14 protein-coding genes are annotated in these 16,086 nt (G+C 41.3%); 9 read left to right on the top strand and 5 right to left on the bottom strand.

Annotation, left to right across the window (positions count from 1 at the left end):
• The first annotated feature begins 6 nt into the window (after positions 1-6).
• Positions 7-2,058 carry an alpha-glucuronidase gene (locus tag B3P16_RS06010; protein ID WP_286841779.1) on the top strand — a complete coding sequence of 684 codons (2,052 nt, stop codon included), beginning with the start codon at positions 7-9 and terminating at the stop codon, positions 2,056-2,058.
• Positions 2,059-2,091: 33 nt separating this feature from the next.
• On the opposite strand, the gene B3P16_RS06005 is transcribed toward B3P16_RS06010, so the two are convergent.
• Complete coding sequence (locus B3P16_RS06005; RefSeq protein ID WP_286841777.1) at positions 2,092-2,955, bottom strand: helix-turn-helix transcriptional regulator; 864 nt, start codon at positions 2,953-2,955, stop codon at positions 2,092-2,094.
• Between the two features lie 366 nt (positions 2,956-3,321).
• On the opposite strand from B3P16_RS06005, the gene B3P16_RS06000 reads away from it, so the two are divergent.
• Both B3P16_RS06000 and B3P16_RS05995 read left to right on the top strand, forming a co-directional pair.
• A complete protein-coding gene (locus B3P16_RS06000; RefSeq protein WP_286841776.1) occupies positions 3,322-4,338 on the top strand; it encodes a zinc-binding alcohol dehydrogenase family protein in 1,017 nt (338 codons plus the stop codon).
• Between the two features lie 122 nt (positions 4,339-4,460).
• Complete coding sequence (locus tag B3P16_RS05995; protein WP_286841774.1) at positions 4,461-6,899, top strand: mechanosensitive ion channel family protein; 2,439 nt, start codon at positions 4,461-4,463, stop codon at positions 6,897-6,899.
• Positions 6,900-7,228: 329 nt separating this feature from the next.
• Here the strand turns inward: B3P16_RS05995 and B3P16_RS05990 are convergent, their stop codons facing one another.
• Both B3P16_RS05990 and B3P16_RS05985 read right to left on the bottom strand, forming a co-directional pair.
• A complete protein-coding gene (locus B3P16_RS05990; RefSeq protein ID WP_286841772.1) occupies positions 7,229-8,512 on the bottom strand; it encodes an MFS transporter in 1,284 nt (427 codons plus the stop codon).
• Positions 8,512-9,606, bottom strand: a complete 1,095-nt coding sequence (locus B3P16_RS05985) for a zinc-binding dehydrogenase (protein WP_286841771.1) — start codon at positions 9,604-9,606, stop codon at positions 8,512-8,514. Before B3P16_RS05985 ends, B3P16_RS05990 begins: the two co-directional genes overlap by 1 nt.
• 202 nt (positions 9,607-9,808) lie before the next feature.
• On the opposite strand from B3P16_RS05985, the gene B3P16_RS05980 reads away from it, so the two are divergent.
• The gene (locus B3P16_RS05980) at positions 9,809-10,702 is read left to right on the top strand and encodes a sensor histidine kinase (protein WP_286841769.1); all 894 of its coding nucleotides are present in this window, start codon (positions 9,809-9,811) and stop codon (positions 10,700-10,702) included.
• 167 nt (positions 10,703-10,869) lie between these two features.
• Here the strand turns inward: B3P16_RS05980 and B3P16_RS05975 are convergent, their stop codons facing one another.
• Both B3P16_RS05975 and B3P16_RS05970 read right to left on the bottom strand, forming a co-directional pair.
• Positions 10,870-11,556: a class I SAM-dependent methyltransferase gene (locus B3P16_RS05975; protein ID WP_286841767.1), complete on the bottom strand. Its 687-nt coding sequence runs from the start codon at positions 11,554-11,556 to the stop codon at positions 10,870-10,872.
• A 221-nt stretch (positions 11,557-11,777) separates the two neighbouring features.
• Positions 11,778-12,482 carry a hypothetical protein gene (locus B3P16_RS05970; RefSeq protein WP_286841765.1) on the bottom strand — a complete coding sequence of 235 codons (705 nt, stop codon included), beginning with the start codon at positions 12,480-12,482 and terminating at the stop codon, positions 11,778-11,780.
• Positions 12,483-12,616: 134 nt separating this feature from the next.
• On the opposite strand from B3P16_RS05970, the gene B3P16_RS05965 reads away from it, so the two are divergent.
• The 5 genes from B3P16_RS05965 (at position 12,617) to B3P16_RS05945 (ending at position 15,769) form a co-directional block, all read left to right on the top strand.
• On the top strand, positions 12,617-12,994 hold the full coding sequence (locus B3P16_RS05965; RefSeq protein ID WP_286841763.1) for a hypothetical protein: 378 nt from the start codon (positions 12,617-12,619) through the stop codon (positions 12,992-12,994).
• Between the two features lie 83 nt (positions 12,995-13,077).
• Positions 13,078-13,932, top strand: a complete 855-nt coding sequence (locus B3P16_RS05960; RefSeq protein ID WP_286753604.1) for a FixH family protein — start codon at positions 13,078-13,080, stop codon at positions 13,930-13,932.
• A 42-nt stretch (positions 13,933-13,974) separates the two neighbouring features.
• Positions 13,975-14,466 carry a c-type cytochrome gene (locus B3P16_RS05955; protein WP_159333138.1) on the top strand — a complete coding sequence of 164 codons (492 nt, stop codon included), beginning with the start codon at positions 13,975-13,977 and terminating at the stop codon, positions 14,464-14,466.
• A gap of 9 nt (positions 14,467-14,475) precedes the next feature.
• Positions 14,476-14,862, top strand: coding sequence for a hypothetical protein (locus B3P16_RS05950; protein ID WP_286841761.1), 387 nt, complete (start codon positions 14,476-14,478; stop codon positions 14,860-14,862).
• 40 nt (positions 14,863-14,902) lie between these two features.
• Complete coding sequence (locus B3P16_RS05945; RefSeq protein ID WP_286841759.1) at positions 14,903-15,769, top strand: AraC family transcriptional regulator; 867 nt, start codon at positions 14,903-14,905, stop codon at positions 15,767-15,769.
• Positions 15,770-16,086 lie beyond the last annotated feature (317 nt).

Here is a 16,086-nt window from a genome sequence, read left to right as displayed (position 1 = left end):
TTCAAGATGAGATATATCATGCGTTTTCATTTCTATTTGGTGATCATACTGTATTGTGTTCCCACTGCTTTACGAGCTGAGGACGGTAGTCAGTTATGGCTGCGGTTTTCAAAACAGGAGAAACCAGTAGGCACCGTCCAGATTATAAAAGGAAAATCAACTGATGTTACATTGGCATTGGCAAAACAGGAACTGGAATATTACTGGAAGGGTGGGGATGTCATTTTAAAACTTGATCATAGCAGAAAGGATTTAAAAGATGGCTATCAAATAAGCCAACATGAAAATCAGGTTTATGTGGTTGCCGCCCGATCAGCAGGTATATTATATGCTGTTTATCATTTATTGCGGCTTCAGAAGACAGGAGCAGGGATACCTCCTACAGGATTCATTGCAATACCTTCTTACGATATTAGGGTCTTGAATCATTGGGATAATTTGGATGGGACGATAGAACGTGGATATGCAGGGCATTCGCTATGGAACTGGGAGGAATTGCCGAATAAACTTTCACCCCGATATGAACAATATGGACGGGCCAATGCTTCGATTGGAATTAATGCTACCGTGTTGAATAACGTGAATGCTTCTTCGGATCTATTGAAGAAGGAGTATCTGATAAAAGTTAAGGCTCTGGCGGATGTCTTCCGTAAATATGGTATAAAAATATATGTGTCGATCAATTTCTCTGCGCCGAAAAATTTAGATGGCTTAGCTAACTCGGATCCCTTAAATAAGGATGTTCAGCACTGGTGGAGATCCAAGGTGAAGGAGATTTATGCGTTAATTCCGGATTTCGGCGGATTTTTGGTCAAAGCAAATTCTGAAGGACAGCCAGGCCCCCAAGATTATGGACGAACCCATGCGGACGGAGCCAATATGCTTGCCGATGCGCTCAGCCCCTATGGCGGTACCGTGTTTTGGCGTGCTTTTGTCTATCATCCGACTAAAGATGACCGTGCCGAACAAGCCTATCAAGAATTTGTTCCACTCGATGGTCAGTTTCGTGACAATGTTATTCTTCAAGTAAAAAATGGCCCGATAGATTTTCAACCCCGGGAACCTTTCAATCCTTTATTGGGGGCGATGCCAAACACAGCGAAGATGCTCGAATTTCAATTGACACAAGAGTATCTAGGATTTTCCAACCATTTGGTCTATTTGGCACCTTTGTTTAAGGAAGTATTGGATAGTGAAACCTATGCCACTGGAAAAGGCGGAACGGTGGCAAAGCAGACCGACAGTAGTAGGCATTCGGGGCGTAAAACGGCAATCGCTGCAGTAGCTAATATTGGTTTGGATACCAATTGGACGGGGCACCATTTCGCGCAAGCCAACTGGTACGCTTTCGGCCGTTTGGCTTGGAACAATAGCCTGTCTTCAGCAAAAATAGCGGATGAATGGATACGGTTGACGTTTACGGGAGCGCAGGAGTTTCTCGAGCCAGTCAAGAAGCTGATGTTGGAATCTCGGGAGGCAGCGGTCGATTATATGATGCCATTAGGTCTACATCACCTTTTTGCTTTTGAGCATCATTACGGTCCGGAACCTTGGGGCGATATTCCGGGGGGGCGTCCAGACTGGATGCCCTGGTACTACCATAATGCGGATAGCGTGGGATTGGGTTTTGACCGAACAGCCAAGGGAAGTAATGCCGTATCACAGTACAATCCACCATTGAACGAAATATATGGAAATAGAGCCACTTGTCCGGAACACCTTTTATTGTGGTTTCATCATGTTTCCTGGAATCATCGAATGAATAGCGGCAATACGCTTTGGAGCGAATTATGTTTCCGTTATGATCACGGGGTCCAAAAAGTGAGAGCGTTTCAAAAAGTTTGGGATCGTATGGAAAGATATATTGATCGATCACGTTTTTCAGCTGTTCAAGCTAAACTGAGAATCCAAACTAGAGATGCAGTTTGGTGGAAAGATGCTTGTCTGCAGTACTTTCAGTGTTTTTCACGTCAGCCGATTCCTTACGAGTTGGAGCGGCCAATACATAATTTAGAGGAGCTAAAGAAAATCAAGTTGCCGATGGGGCATCATAATTAGCAACTTCAAGATCTTATTCATAAATGGATTACTTCATCTGCTTATCCGACGTTTGTAGCTCATCGGTGTCTCGCCTGTTAGTTTTTTAAATAGTCTATTAAAGTAAGATATATTTTCAAAGCCGAGTCTAAAACACAGTTGTTGAATATTGTCTTCCTCAACTAACATCATTAGTTGTGCTTTTTCTATTTTCTTCTGATTGATGTAATTCACTGGTGTGGTATTTATATGCTTTTTGAACAGTCGGATTAGGTGATCTTTGGAAATAAAAATTTGATTGGCGAGCTGTTCGATGGAAATTGGATGATGGATGTTTTCATCTATGTAATCGAGTACGCGTAGAAGGCGTTTTTCGACTTGGGGTATTTTGTTGGTTGCTTCCGAAAGGAACCTGCTCATCAACAAATGAATGATCGCTTGGTTTTCGGAAGCTCTGGCGAAAGGTGAAGCCGTCTGTAGTGCCATGTTTTTCATTAATTCTATTGAATTATCGTAGCTCTTTGGATCGTAAATTTTTAACTCACGACCTGGATTTAATGCATAGAGATGCTGGATGACTGTCTCCAATAGCTGATCCGATTTGATTTCCTTCGGAAAAGTGTAACGGTCGAAAATACTCGATCTTATTTCGGGGTTTTCATAAATATGGATATAATAGAGGGATAATTTATCGGAACAGTCATAGCTGTGATGGGCATAGGCTGGGGTGAGATAGAGATGGCCAGGTCGGAGTTTAATGACCTCGTCATTTACAATAATAGCTGCTTCTCCTTCAGAGACATAGTGTATTCTGGCAAAAGAACTCTTAATATCTTTAAAATTCCAATCTGCCTGATGTTCCGCATAGCCAATATTCAATAGTGTAAAATCAAGTTTATTCTTTTCGTTATTTATCATTATGCGAAGAGGAAAATAATTAGATACAATATTAATCTCAGATACAATAATACTCGTTTTCTCCAAAAAAAAATAGCGTTTTTTACGTGCAATTATCGATAATGTTTCTTTTTGGCACAATCGATGTATCTCTAGGAAATTAATTGTGTTTTTTAAACGGAGCATTTTGTGATGCTTAGTGGAGATGGGTCGATATCGTATTATTTTTTATCGCTAATGTAGTTTCTTTCTCCATGCTATATAATTATTTTTGGCTATATGATAATACAAAGATTTTGAAATAGGAAACCTTCGGAATTCTGATATGATCTTTGGTAGCACAATAACCCATAGCAGTTGCTGTTTAAATCTTGATACCATTTATAAATGAAAGCAATAAGAATTATTAAAGCGGGGAGTGTGGAAATCACGGATGTACCGCGCCCCACTGTTAAAGAGGGACATGTCCTGTTAAAAATTGATTATGTTGGATTCTGTGGTTCGGATCTGAATACTTTTAAGGGATTGAATCCATTGGTCAATTTACCGGTGATACCGGGGCATGAAATTGGGGCAACGGTGGCGGAATTGGGCGCTAATTTGGTGACTGATCTTACGATCGGTACAAAAGTTACCGTCAATCCATATTCCAATTGTGGTGTTTGTACGGCCTGTAGAAATAACAGGCCCAATGCCTGTCGTTACAATGAGACTATGGGGGTGCAGCGTGATGGTGCCATGGCCGAATATCTTGTTGTACCTATTGACAAGGTTATCGCAGGGGGACAACTTTCATCCAAAGAGTTGGCTTTGGTAGAGCCTATGAGTGTAGGATTTCATGCTGTTGATCGCGCTTCAGTAACGGACAGCGACGTTGTATTGGTATTTGGATGCGGTATGATCGGGGTGGGGGCAATCATTCGGGCGGCATTACGAGGGGCCACAGTCATTGCAGTTGACGTCAGTGCTGAAAAGCTTGCTCTTGCAAGAAAACTCGGTGCAAAGTTTACAATTAACAGTGTTGAAGAAGATCTGCATGCGAAGTTGGCAATGTTGACCCAGGCCATGGGGGCTGATGTCGTGATCGAAGCCGTTGGCCGAAAAGAAACGTACTTAGCTGCTATTGCTGCAGCGGCCTATACGGGTAGAGTGCTATATATAGGCTATGCAAAAGATGCTATTCCCTTTGATACACAGTTTTTTGTCAAAAAGGAGCTCGATATCAGGGGGTCGCGCAACGCTACGTCAAAAGACTTTGTCGCAGTAATGAATTACCTGGAAATGAAGACCTGTCCATTGGAAGATCTGATAACAGCTATTTATCGGGCGGAAGATGCGCAATTCGCTTTAGAAGCCTGGTTAAATGATCCTGGACGAGTTTTTCGGCTATTGATTGCGTTTTAAAACGATGGCGGTGTGCTACATTTCCACATAATCTAACGCGTGTTTTTTGAAGTAATATATGTACATTTAGATGTTTAGCGTACAATTTAAATACCTAAAGGAAAAAATAAACTTCAATTGTGATGAACAGCAAAGTTTTAGCGTGTTTTTTCATCATGCTGTGTTCGAAAATGCTTCTAGGCAATTCGCAAGATTCGGTCCAATCGGGTTTCGTCGCCAAGATGGACCGATTTTTTAAAGAATCGGCAAAAAAGAGTGTCCAGGATTTGGAGATGGATCGTGCGGCCATCCGCCAGAATCGGGTACTGGAAGATGTTAAGTTATTGGCGAGTCAATCGCGCTCTTTCCTGCATAAAGGTTTCGATTCGTTGAGTGTGGACCAAGGGTTGAAAGAATTGGTCGCTTTACACGATATAGCTAAGGACGGTGTTTTTGAGAATAAAGGGTCGGCACAGTCTTCGCGCAATCTTACCGTAACATTTAATATTTTGAATGCTTTGTCCATTGAAGTAAGGAGCTTAAAACGTGACATAGACCGCTATCAGGATCGGCTCACAAACTATCAGCTGGAACTTGATTCATTAAGTAATGATCCTGCACTTTTTGTTATTTCCAAAGATTCTGCTAACCTTGCCCGTTATCTGGGCAGGATTCGGGTGATTGCTTTGGAGATCGCACCCATCACCTTGAAATTGGCAGAACGGATTAACGGTGTGCATGAATTACAAAATAAAATTAATTTAGAGCTGGCACGGCTGGAATCGGATATGGAGGAGGTATTATATTACCAGAACCGACTCTCAAACCGAACGATAGGCCGCAACTTTGTCAATATTTGGGTCCCTAGTAAGTTTGAACGACCCATGAATGAAATCCTTTACTTCTCATTCGTGAAAGCCAAATTGCTCTACTTCTATTATTTAAGGGCGCATCTTGGAAAGCTGTTTTTCTTTTTCTTGGGGACTTTGATTGTGGTCATCTATGTCCATGTCTTGCGTAGAAAGATCAACGATGAAAATGTGATTCAGGCAAGTCTGTTACTGCATAGACCGCTATTGAGCGGATTGACGATTGGATTGTGTGTTATGCAATTTATATTCCCGACGCCGCCTTTTGTGTTCACGATCACAATTTTGACGATTGCATCAATCTTTTTATCTCTTGTTTTTAGACCGGCAATAACGGGGTACTGGATGAAGGTTTGGCTTTCCATTTTAACCCTTTTTATTTTTGCCGGATTGGATAACCTGGTGCTTCAACCTTCACGGTTGGAACGCTGGCTGATTCTTGTCATTGCCGCCCTTGCCTGCCTGGTGGGTCTGCTTGCGCTCTGTCATAAGAAACGTCGCGATGAGATAAAAGAACGTTGGATACTTTTTCCGATCGCATTTATGGTTTTCCTGGAATTTGCGTCCATTATACTGAATCTTTTCGGCCGTTTTAACCTCAGTAAAGTTCTTCTGGTAGCAGGGTTAACAAATGCTGTAGTCTTTATTTTGTTTTTGTGGGTGATTCGATTGGTCAATGATGGATTGCAATTGGCTTCTTCGGTGTATCAGAAGCAGGAAAGAAGACTATTTTATATTAATTATAATAGGGTAGGCAAAAGAGCTCCAGCTTTTTTTTATGCGGTATTGATTGTTGGATGGTTTGTGCTCTTTGGCCGAAATTTCTACGAATTCAGATTCCTCGCAGACCCCTTGCGAGATTTTTTGGAAACCGGACACCGCTTGGTTAACTATCAGTTCTCCGTCAATAACCTCCTGGTATTTCTATTCATTATGGTCTGTGCGACGGTGCTTTCAAAGATTGTTTCCTATTTCGCAGCAGATTCCCAATGGGAGAAAAAGGAAGGGGCAGCTCAGAACAAATTTCGACTGGGAAGCTGGATTTTACTCGTTCGGATCACGATTATCGTGATTGGATTTTTTCTGGCCTTTTCGGCACTGGGGATCCCTGTTCAACAGATTGGTATTATCTTAGGGGCATTGGGGGTAGGAATAGGCTTTGGCCTGCAGACGCTGGTCAACAATCTGGTGAGTGGTTTGATTATTGCCTTTGAAAAGCCTGTGAATGTGGACGACCTAATTGAGATCGGTGGGCGATCGGGAAAAGTGAAATCGATAGGGTTTCGCAGCAGTGTCATTGCGACGGCCGAGGGCGCGGATCTGATTATGCCCAATGGGGACCTGCTCAATGCGCATGTGATGAACTGGAGTCAGGGTGGGGCAAAAAAACGTCTCTGCATTCGGCTTGAGGTAAAATATGGGGTAGATCTTGAAAGGGTAACTCAGTTGCTCAAAAAAATAATGGATGAGGACGAGCAGATTCTCTCTTCTGGGGGTAATGCTGTGCAGTTTGCACAGGTAACCTCACAGGCAGTGGTGGTCGAACTCTATTTTTGGGTCAGAATATCTAAAGACGGTGGTAGTGTCAAGAGCGGACTATTAACCAAGATTTATAACGCGTTTGCTGATGAAGGTATCGATATGGCTTTGCCGATTCAACAGGTAATCCTCAATCAGACCAATAGCGAAACAAAAGTGAAACCCAATCATTAAAGTTGATCAGGAGATTATTTTACCATGGTATTGACTGATGGTCGAATCAGCACATTAGTTTACGAGAGTCAACTTTTGAAGAAATGGGGTAGAATGTCCTCCTTTGGGAACACAAAAATCACTTAAGGAAATAATAAAGTCGGGTTGTTCGTGGTTCATTTCATCGATAAAGCGTTGGGCACAACGGTTCCCATCCTGCATCAGATCGTAATGTAGATCGGTGATAACACCGAATTTTAAGTTCTGATGTCTAGCATCAACTTCTAGGTTGGAGCTGTGTCAAAGTCGGTACGCATTTTTGCAAGTTTTTAAGAATTGTTTTCGGTTTATCATGGCTTTTTATTTGATATTGATTTTGGACTTCGGACAAAACCAATGATTGTTGCACATATCGCACATATCAATGCAACAAAAAGAAATATATTGGCCGTGTTGCCTGTGTAATCTATCAGCTTACCAAACAAAGGTTCACCAACGGCCGCAAATACATACGCAAACATGTTCATCACGCCGATACCTGTTCCAACAAGTTTGGTTCCAAGCAGATCTGGGCTCAGGGTCCAGAAATTGGCTTGCGGACCATACACAAAGAATCCTGAGGTAAACATGAGTATGCCCATCAGGAGGTGATTGTGAACAGGTACCAAATAAATGAGAAGGGCAATAATGCAGCTGATCATCATACCCGCAGCGATCGATTTACTTCTGTTTTTGTTAAAGACGAGGTCTGAAATGTATCCGAAAGAAACAGCACCAAGGGCCATCCCAATGGGGATGAGTAAGGTTAACCACATATTGCCTGATGATTCTTTGTAGTTGTTCCCTAAAAAGTGGATCGGTACCCAAAAGATTAAGCCATAACGTGCCATACTTTGAAAACCAATGGCGAGCGAAGCGATCATAAAGTTGCGATGCTGAAATACATGCAGATAGGACTGCTTCCAGTTTTCTTGTTTTTCTGATGCTGCAACTTGTTCTGGTGTGTCTTCCTGATCCGCTATTCCTTCTTTTTTGTCAGCAGGAGTATATCCTTTTTTTTTAGGGTCGCTGTATGCGACAAAAAGAAAGACCAATAATGCGCCGGCGAGAAATAGGATAGGATAGCGAAATAGGGTACGCCAGCTTTGTTCCTGTTGGACGAGTACCAAAGCCATCAGAAAGGTCAAAACGGAGGAGCTTCCGGCAGCCATGGTATAAAAGCCAAAAGCCTTGCCACGTTCGGAGCTGCTCCACCAATTGGAAATAAGCTTACCTCCTGAGCCCCATGCCATGGATTGGAAATAACCGTTCAGCGTCCAAAGAACCAAAATAGCTGTATAAGAACCAGCGAAACTGATGGCGAGATTACAGAGAATGGACAAGCCTCCTCCAGCGACAATCATAATTTTGGGACTCCATCGATCGGCTAGATTTCCATTGATGAGCTGGCCGATCGCATAGCCCATTAACATTGCAAAACTGATCCAGCCTACTTGCTGAAAACTGATGTCTAGCTCTTTGGCAATACCTCTTGCTGCCCATCCAAAATTGTGTCGACCTGTGTAAAAGAATAAGTAACAAAACATGGTTACAAACAACATTTTCCACTGATCTTTTCTAAATTTTCTTTCCATTAAAGCTGCTCCGTTGAGGGGTGGACGAATAAACCTGCTCGTATTGGTTTGTGCGTTAACGCATAGCTTATTGCATCATTGACTTCAGCAAGTGGGAATTCACGTTCGATCAATGATTCAAAGGGATACTTTTGCCAGTTTTCAATGATAAAGTCTACAGCGACAGAGAAATCGGTATAGTTGTAATTATGCAGTCCTTTGATCGTGAGCATCTTTCGAATTACTTTTTCGGCGTCTATCCCAGTAGCGCGCTGCTTAAACACGGCACCTACGAGAACAGCATTCCCATGGAGCCCCAACGTATCGATGCCAAGCTCCATCGCCTTTGGCGAGCCGCTCATGTCGATAAATCGGTCTATAACTGTAGCTTCTAATGCTGTGCTGGATGTGGTTTCACGTAGATCTATTGTAGCTGTCGCGCCAAATTTTTTAGCGAGTTCTAAACGTGCAGGATTAATGTCAGAAGCGATGATACTTTTAGCACCCATTTCCTTGCACATGGCAATGCTAACCAGTCCCAATAATCCAATGCCTGCAACATGAATGTTTTTTTTCGTAATGGTCTCTGCCAGGCGAAGGGCTCCTGCCGAAGTAGCAACAGCACAATTGATGGTGGCAGCTACTGCAGGAGAGATATCTTTTGGAAGTACTCGTATGCAGGTATTTGGCCGTAAGATGATATGGGTTGCCAATCCACCATGAAGGTCATCCATTTCGGTTATCTGACGGTGACCATATTTGTAGATCTTATCGTTTTTCTGCGGAATCTCCGGCTGATAATTGGCACTATTGGGATCACTGGAAAAAACAGTCCAGGTAATTAGGTCGCCAATCTGTAGCTGATTGCCTCGTGCATCAAGTCCGCTATGATCAGAAGAAATCGCTGCGATAACGCCCACAATCTCATGACCTAAAATCGTAGGACATGGTTCGTTTCGCAACCCACAATAGGTATGAAGATCACTACCACAAAGAGTGGTATAGCGTATGTTGACCAAAATTTCGCCATCTTTCAAAGGTGGAATAGGTTTGCTCACTTTAGCGAGCGCCGTATTAGCTTGATCAAAAACGTAATATGTTGCTAGTTGTTTCATTTTGCATAAAAATACATAAGTTATGTAATACTAAACAAAGTTTATTTATACTATATTTTCAAATGATTAAGTTTTTGTGAATAAGGTCAACGATTGATCAAAATTAATGAGATTCGTTTTAAGGTAAATTTTTTAATTAGCACGTGATTGTTTAGCTTTGATATTCCATTAGTCATTATTATTAATTTATTACCTAAAAATTGTGCAAAGCCAAACTATTATTACTTTACTTATTGTTGGAATAGTCATCAGTAAAACGCTGATAGGTGTACTGATCTACTTTTTAATCCGAAAGAACCGGTTGCTAAAGGTCGAACAGCTCAAATTAACGACTGCCAACAGTGTCCTCAGTGAACAGGCAATTCGTATTCATCATTATAATGAGGAGTTAAAAATTGCTGAGAGTTTCAAGACTAAAGTCCTATCCATTGCATCGCATGATCTCAGGGCACCATTTGCATCGGTCGAAATTTTGCTGGCGATTGATGATATTTCTCTCGTTGATAAGGAGGATCTTAAACTCATTTTTTTAAATCTAAAAGGTCAGGTGGCCAGATCGCGGACGATGTTGGAAGAGGTTTTACTTTGGACAGAATCACAACTTCGAGATAAGCTTGAAAATACCGAGAACTGTAATATTCGCGATCAAATTGATGCGGTATTGGGAATCTATGCGCTAGAAATCCAACGTTTCAATATACAGATCATAAATTCGGTGAATCCGGATTTTTGCGCGGATACACATAAAGGAATTCTCGCTTTTGTGCTAAGAAATGTGATTAGCAACGCCATTAAATATGGACGAGTCGGCGGTAGCATCGTGCTGCAATTGATCGATGACCAAAGCGATCGATGGGAGCTTATCGTTAGCAATGATGGGGAAGAACTTTCATCGGAAGTCCTCCACAATTTAAATTTTGTTAATAGCTGGGACCGTAAAAGATCTGAAAACAAAAATGGTGCAGGGTTGGGTATCTCCCTCTGTAAGGATTTGATCAAACGGATTGATGGAAAAATGCAGTTCGAGAATCAGCATGGTATAGGCGTTTCTGTTCGGATCTCGTTTCCGCGGAAGGCTTATCAGGCTGTCTCTTGATAACAATCAATCTACTATAAAAGCCCGATCTATATCGGGCTTTTTTTATGAAGAATTAAATGACAAACTTAGTTTTTTATGAATGATCAGTTGGTATGAAAGATCCGTAAACCAATCATTTTGCGGCTTTTCCAGACGAAAAACACCTCAAAGGTCTTGAAAAAGTTTTACTTTTTGAGAGCTTCTAGCATAAAAAGTCCTTCAGTTTCGAAAGGGAGTTCAAGAATACGATTTTGGGCATCCATATCGACTTTAATAGAACCAAATCCAACTGCTTCCAATAGTTCGATGTCTTTGGCAGGACGTTGATGTGCACTGATGTCTAATGCCGATTTGATGTCATTGATCTGATCTATAGCGCCCGATGGACATTCATCGTGCCTTTCGGTACTAAAGACCGTTTTCCCAAAATCGGCATCTAGGTTGATCATTTTTCCGCCCAGCTTGAGCACACGTTCCATCTCGCGGTAGCATTTTTCGAGATCGGGGATGGTCCACGTCATCAACCTGGTGAAGACGAAGTCAAAGGTGTTGGCTTCAAACTGTAGTACTTGCGCATCCATGACCCGATAGTCTACGCGAAGTTCTAGTTCTTGGCTGACGAGTTTTGCATATTCAATCATCTGCGGGGAGAGGTCAACGGCAGTAACCTCAAAACCCGCAAGGGTCATAATGTTGGCGAAATATCCCGTAGCAGTACCAACCTCAAGTACTTTATTGCCCGTAGTCTGGCTACGGACGGATTTGAAAAACGCTAGCCAGCGTTCGGTCTCCGGCCTGGACCAAGCTTCATCCCTTTCCTTGCGCCAGGAGCTACTACGGTCATTCCAATATGCTGTTATTCTTTTAATCATCGCAATAGTGTTAGCAGGTACAAATTTATCCATTTTATCAGCAACAATTGCTGGAATTTATGTCATATCTCTGACCAGCTTATTTTGGATTTTTATTCTGCTTGCCTCAGCTGCGGACATAAATATCACCCAGCCAATCCACAAACGTAATATTAAATAATAAGCAATACCTATTGAATGTTGCACGACGACGTGGGTGAATTTGCCCAGGAAAACAAATTTTAGCTGTTTTTTGATTGTTTTAGTTCATCAATCGTCCGGTTGTATCGATCATAAATAACTTTTTCAGGTTCAAAATTTGGATTAGGTTTCCAATATTCTTCGATCTGAATCGTATTTTCCTTTAAGATGGTCTTTGATCTCAGTAGTGTACCTTTTCCATGGACTTCGTTTATGTCAACAGGGTTGATGGAGGAAAAATGTTTTTCTAGCATTTTCGGGATTTCGCGAAAATTGATGCAATTTTCGTAAATAACGACCTTTTTACTTGTTTTAATCAAGGGTAGGAGAACTTTCGCTAACCATCCTGGCTTTTCTGACGCGATTTGAATTGCCGGTTGTGTCAGATAAAAGCTGAACTGCGCCTGATCGTCGCTGTGGTAGTTGCTGTAGATAATGGTCTCGATAATTTCCCAGGAGATAAATTGGGTTGTTTTTAGCAAGGGGATTTGATAGGATATGCCTTTATGATCGGATGTTACACTTTCCTGTTGGGCAATCTGTCGTGTTATGGTTTTCTCGGATACTCGAAATCCAAGGGTCATACCGTACAGGATAATACCGGGGAATAGTATGAAAAGTACAGAAACGACATAAGCCCCCACAATTTTGCTGCCATGAACCATCATCAATATTGTCAAAGCTATTCCGATACAGATAAACAGCCCAAGTAATAATTTAATGACTGAAAGAGGATTAAACTTCATTTGTTCAAAGCGCGTGATTTTTAGCTAAATGTACTAAAACTTCTTGATGTTTTAGAAAACATTTGAGCGTTTTGAAAAGAGGCAGTTCGTTGCTGGTATGTCAATAATTAGTATATTTGCTGCACTAGCGATACATGAAAGCGAAACAATTGATATGGATTCTACTGCCGCTGATGCTCCTGCAGAGCTTCTCGTCGGTATGGCTATGGACTGTTTTTGAATTTAACAGAGATTATATTGCTAAGAATGAGTGTATCAATCGATTCAACGAAAAGGCACTTTCCTGTAGAGGACAATGTATCTTGATGAAGAAAATGCGTGAACATGAGGAGAAGGAACAAAAGAACCTGGAATCTCGTATAATCGACGTTGTATTTATCAATAATCAGCAATGTTTTAACCTTGATATCGCTTTTTTTGAAGAAGAGGCTGCGGAGACCTTACTTCCAGCATATCAGGCAAACTATAGCTATAGACCAATCTTTACTATTTTTCATCCACCTTTGGTTTAAGTCATTTTGCTTTTCGTACGGGCTGTCGGCATATTGACTGATGGCAGGTACTGTCTATTTTCAAAAGATTTAAATCAATACATATGAATTTATATTCCCGTGTCGGGACTGTCGGGGGCGTAATCTTACTGCTACTCGCATTTTCAGTTGCTTTTTCAACTTCATCCTGTACTGCCGATCATTCAAAAAAGAACGGTAAGAAAGCTACGGATTTTATCTTGCCTAAGGAATCCGATCTGGTCCGTATAGCGGATACTGTTTGGGATGTTACCAATTATACCATATATGCGGATGCCAAACTCAACAATAAATACCATACCATTTATCTGCGTTTAAGAGATACCTCGGGAATTCCGATCAATGACAAATCCCTTGATTTCTATCCAGAAATGAGTATGGGACGTATGAAGCATGGAGGCCCCTTTGAGCATCCCGTCGCGCTCGGCGAAGGCTGGTATAGCAGCCCAATGGTTTTTATTATGGCGGATATCCCGCAGATGGGGAAGGGCTGGCAATTACATACGATACGTAGTCACAATCGCATAAAAGATACACTTGCCATCAAGATTCCGGTTACTGCAGCAGCAACCATGCGAACAATGAGCTCTGGAACCAGAGACGATAGCCGCGTATTTATTTCCTGCCTATTGCCTGATAGCGTAAAGCAGGGAAGGCATCCCATCCGATTTTTAATGAATAAAATGGATGGTCATCATTTTCCGGTATTAGATCATTATGTCATTAAACTAAAGACCAATAGGCCTACTACGGAAACGGGGTCTTCGGAAAATTTTGCTGCTGAAAGTACAGGTAATGGTTACTATGAAGGCACTGTTAATTTTTCTATGCCTGGTCGTTGGGAAGTCATTGTCGAACTATGGAAAGCGGGCAAAAAATCAAATCAGGATGATATAAAATATCTAGTGCAGGTCACTTAATACAAACAGAATTTATTTTACCAATATACTTAAACAATAAAAATGAAAAAGAGAATCAACGTAATCCTAGGCTGTTTCGGTTTTGTAGCTATACTGGCGTGTAGCGGAAATGAGGCGACAAAAGTCAAGAAGGAAAATAGTGCCCAGCAACCTTCCGCAGTTGAGTCTGGGACCATGCTCGATTATAAAACCGAGGGGCCCAAAGGGGTGGGAACTATTTCTTCCTTCGAACACAAACCTTTTGATGCGCAGCTTGCAAATAGGGGCGTAGAACTATTTGTGTCGAAATGTGCAATGTGCCATAGTTTTGATCGTACATTGGTAGGTCCATCGTTGGACGCTGTCATCAAACGTCGTACCCCGGAGTGGATTATGAACATGATGCTAGATCCGGCAACCATGCTGGAGAAAGATGCCGACGCGAAAGCACTGAGTAAGGAGTATGGGTCGCCAATGATTAGTTTGGGCTTGAAGCAAGAAGAGGCACGTGCCATTTTAGAATATTTGCGCGAACGTAATAGCACTACAAAATAGATCGGATCAATGAAGTCTCAACACTGTAGATGGTGGTTTTGTATGACAATGGCTTGGGCAATATGTGTGCAGGCAACCAATCTGTTGTGGGCATTTATTGAATTTGAGTGCAATCGTACCTATATCGAGCAAAACCTCTGTGTCAATCGTTTTGAACCGGCAGTGAGCTGTAAAGGCTTCTGTTTCCTTAGCGAAAAGACGGTTGAACAAAAGGATGTGAACAATGTGCTCGCCAAAATGAAGGGGATGGAAATATTGGTCTTTGTGCAGTATGTGAAGGAAGTCTTGCTGTACTCTCCAATAGTACCTGATGTGAAAACTGTCTATCCGAAAGACTTTGTCTCCGATACCTTCGGAGGTATACTGCCTGAAGTTTTTAGACCGCCAATCATTTGATTATTCCACAAATATTTTTTCACAGAATAATCATAAAGAAATGGTAATACGAAAAGAGAAACTAGATTTTCTAAAATTAGAAGATATTGATTCCACTTCGCAGGGAATCGTTATTATGCCTATAGCAGCTTTTTTACAAGCTAAAGCAAATCAAAATACGCTCCACCTAAGGTCTTTTTATACCCTTTTGTTTATCAATAGTGGTGAACTGTCTATGGTAGCGGATCAGAGCGTACAGATTATAGCTGCCCATGATATAATCAGCATAAATTCAAATTGTGTGTGTAGTTTTCATGCAGGTTCGTCTGTAGAAGGATACAGTGTCTTATTTACAGCATCCTTTCTCATGGAAAGTCAGAACACTGCTGTAAGAAACTTCTTTCATTTTTTAAGGAGTAGATGTAAACACGCTTTTGTGCTATCGAAAGAAGATATCATCAGTTGTCTACATATAGTAAGTTTGATGGAAACAGCTTATAATTCAGTTAAATTGAGTGCTCACGGTGTATTGAGCCGCTACTTAACCATGCTGCTCCAGATTTTGGGACGGCAAATCGTGGTCGATCATATGGCTGCAAAGCAGGAGGAAGATGACGATAAAATCCGGAGTTTCGAATCTTTGGTTGATAGTCATTATGCACAGCAGCGTTATCCGTCATTTTACGCAGAGCAATTGAATATATCGATCAACTATCTTAATCGGATTTGTCGAAAAAACAGATCGACGAGCTGCGGCACTATTATCCGCGGACGGATACTATTGGAGGCCGAGCGATTGCTTTATCATACCTTTAAAACGGTAAAAGAAATTGCCTTTGAACTCGGTTTTGAAAATGTACCATATTTCAGTACTTTTTTTAAAGCAAATAAAGGAATGAGTCCTAAAGAGTTTAGGAAAAATTGTTGATGTAAATATGATTAAAAGCCTTTTTCATGTAGTTAAAAAAGGCTTTACTTTTCAAAAAAAATGTCCTATAGCCTACGCAACCTTATTTTTTCTTTTCCGATTTTTCCTTACCATCAACAGGTAAATCCAATATAGCCATTAGTAATAGATAATAACCTTTTTCCAATCCCATTTTTTGTGCTTTTTGGTGTATCGTATCCATATCTTTAGTCAATTGTTGTTTAAATTTTATTTTGCTATTTGTGTAAACAGAATCAAATGCTGTACCCAAAACTTTCCCGAGGCTCGCTAACCGTATTTTTAGGGCATAAATAACG

Origin of the sequence: Sphingobacterium sp. UBA7631 (assembly GCF_002483935.1) — a bacterium.
Classification (GTDB): Bacteria; Bacteroidota; Bacteroidia; order Sphingobacteriales; family Sphingobacteriaceae; genus Sphingobacterium; species Sphingobacterium multivorum.
This window is presented reverse-complemented; position numbering and strand designations above follow the sequence as displayed.

What these genes read in the sequence shown, in the direction of transcription:
- B3P16_RS06010 (WP_286841779.1), top strand. Translation starts at nt 7, where the DNA reads ATGAGATATATCATGCGTTTTCATTTCTATTTGGTGATCATACTGTAT.
- B3P16_RS06005 (WP_286841777.1), bottom strand. Translation starts at nt 2,955, where the DNA reads ATGATAAATAACGAAAAGAATAAACTTGATTTTACACTATTGAATATT.
- B3P16_RS06000 (WP_286841776.1), top strand. Translation starts at nt 3,322, where the DNA reads ATGAAAGCAATAAGAATTATTAAAGCGGGGAGTGTGGAAATCACGGAT.
- B3P16_RS05995 (WP_286841774.1), top strand. Translation starts at nt 4,461, where the DNA reads ATGAACAGCAAAGTTTTAGCGTGTTTTTTCATCATGCTGTGTTCGAAA.
- B3P16_RS05990 (WP_286841772.1), bottom strand. Translation starts at nt 8,512, where the DNA reads ATGGAAAGAAAATTTAGAAAAGATCAGTGGAAAATGTTGTTTGTAACC.
- B3P16_RS05985 (WP_286841771.1), bottom strand. Translation starts at nt 9,606, where the DNA reads ATGAAACAACTAGCAACATATTACGTTTTTGATCAAGCTAATACGGCG.
- B3P16_RS05975 (WP_286841767.1), bottom strand. Translation starts at nt 11,556, where the DNA reads ATGATTAAAAGAATAACAGCATATTGGAATGACCGTAGTAGCTCCTGG.
- B3P16_RS05970 (WP_286841765.1), bottom strand. Translation starts at nt 12,482, where the DNA reads ATGAAGTTTAATCCTCTTTCAGTCATTAAATTATTACTTGGGCTGTTT.
- B3P16_RS05965 (WP_286841763.1), top strand. Translation starts at nt 12,617, where the DNA reads ATGAAAGCGAAACAATTGATATGGATTCTACTGCCGCTGATGCTCCTG.
- B3P16_RS05960 (WP_286753604.1), top strand. Translation starts at nt 13,078, where the DNA reads ATGAATTTATATTCCCGTGTCGGGACTGTCGGGGGCGTAATCTTACTG.
- B3P16_RS05955 (WP_159333138.1), top strand. Translation starts at nt 13,975, where the DNA reads ATGAAAAAGAGAATCAACGTAATCCTAGGCTGTTTCGGTTTTGTAGCT.
- B3P16_RS05950 (WP_286841761.1), top strand. Translation starts at nt 14,476, where the DNA reads ATGAAGTCTCAACACTGTAGATGGTGGTTTTGTATGACAATGGCTTGG.
- B3P16_RS05945 (WP_286841759.1), top strand. Translation starts at nt 14,903, where the DNA reads ATGGTAATACGAAAAGAGAAACTAGATTTTCTAAAATTAGAAGATATT.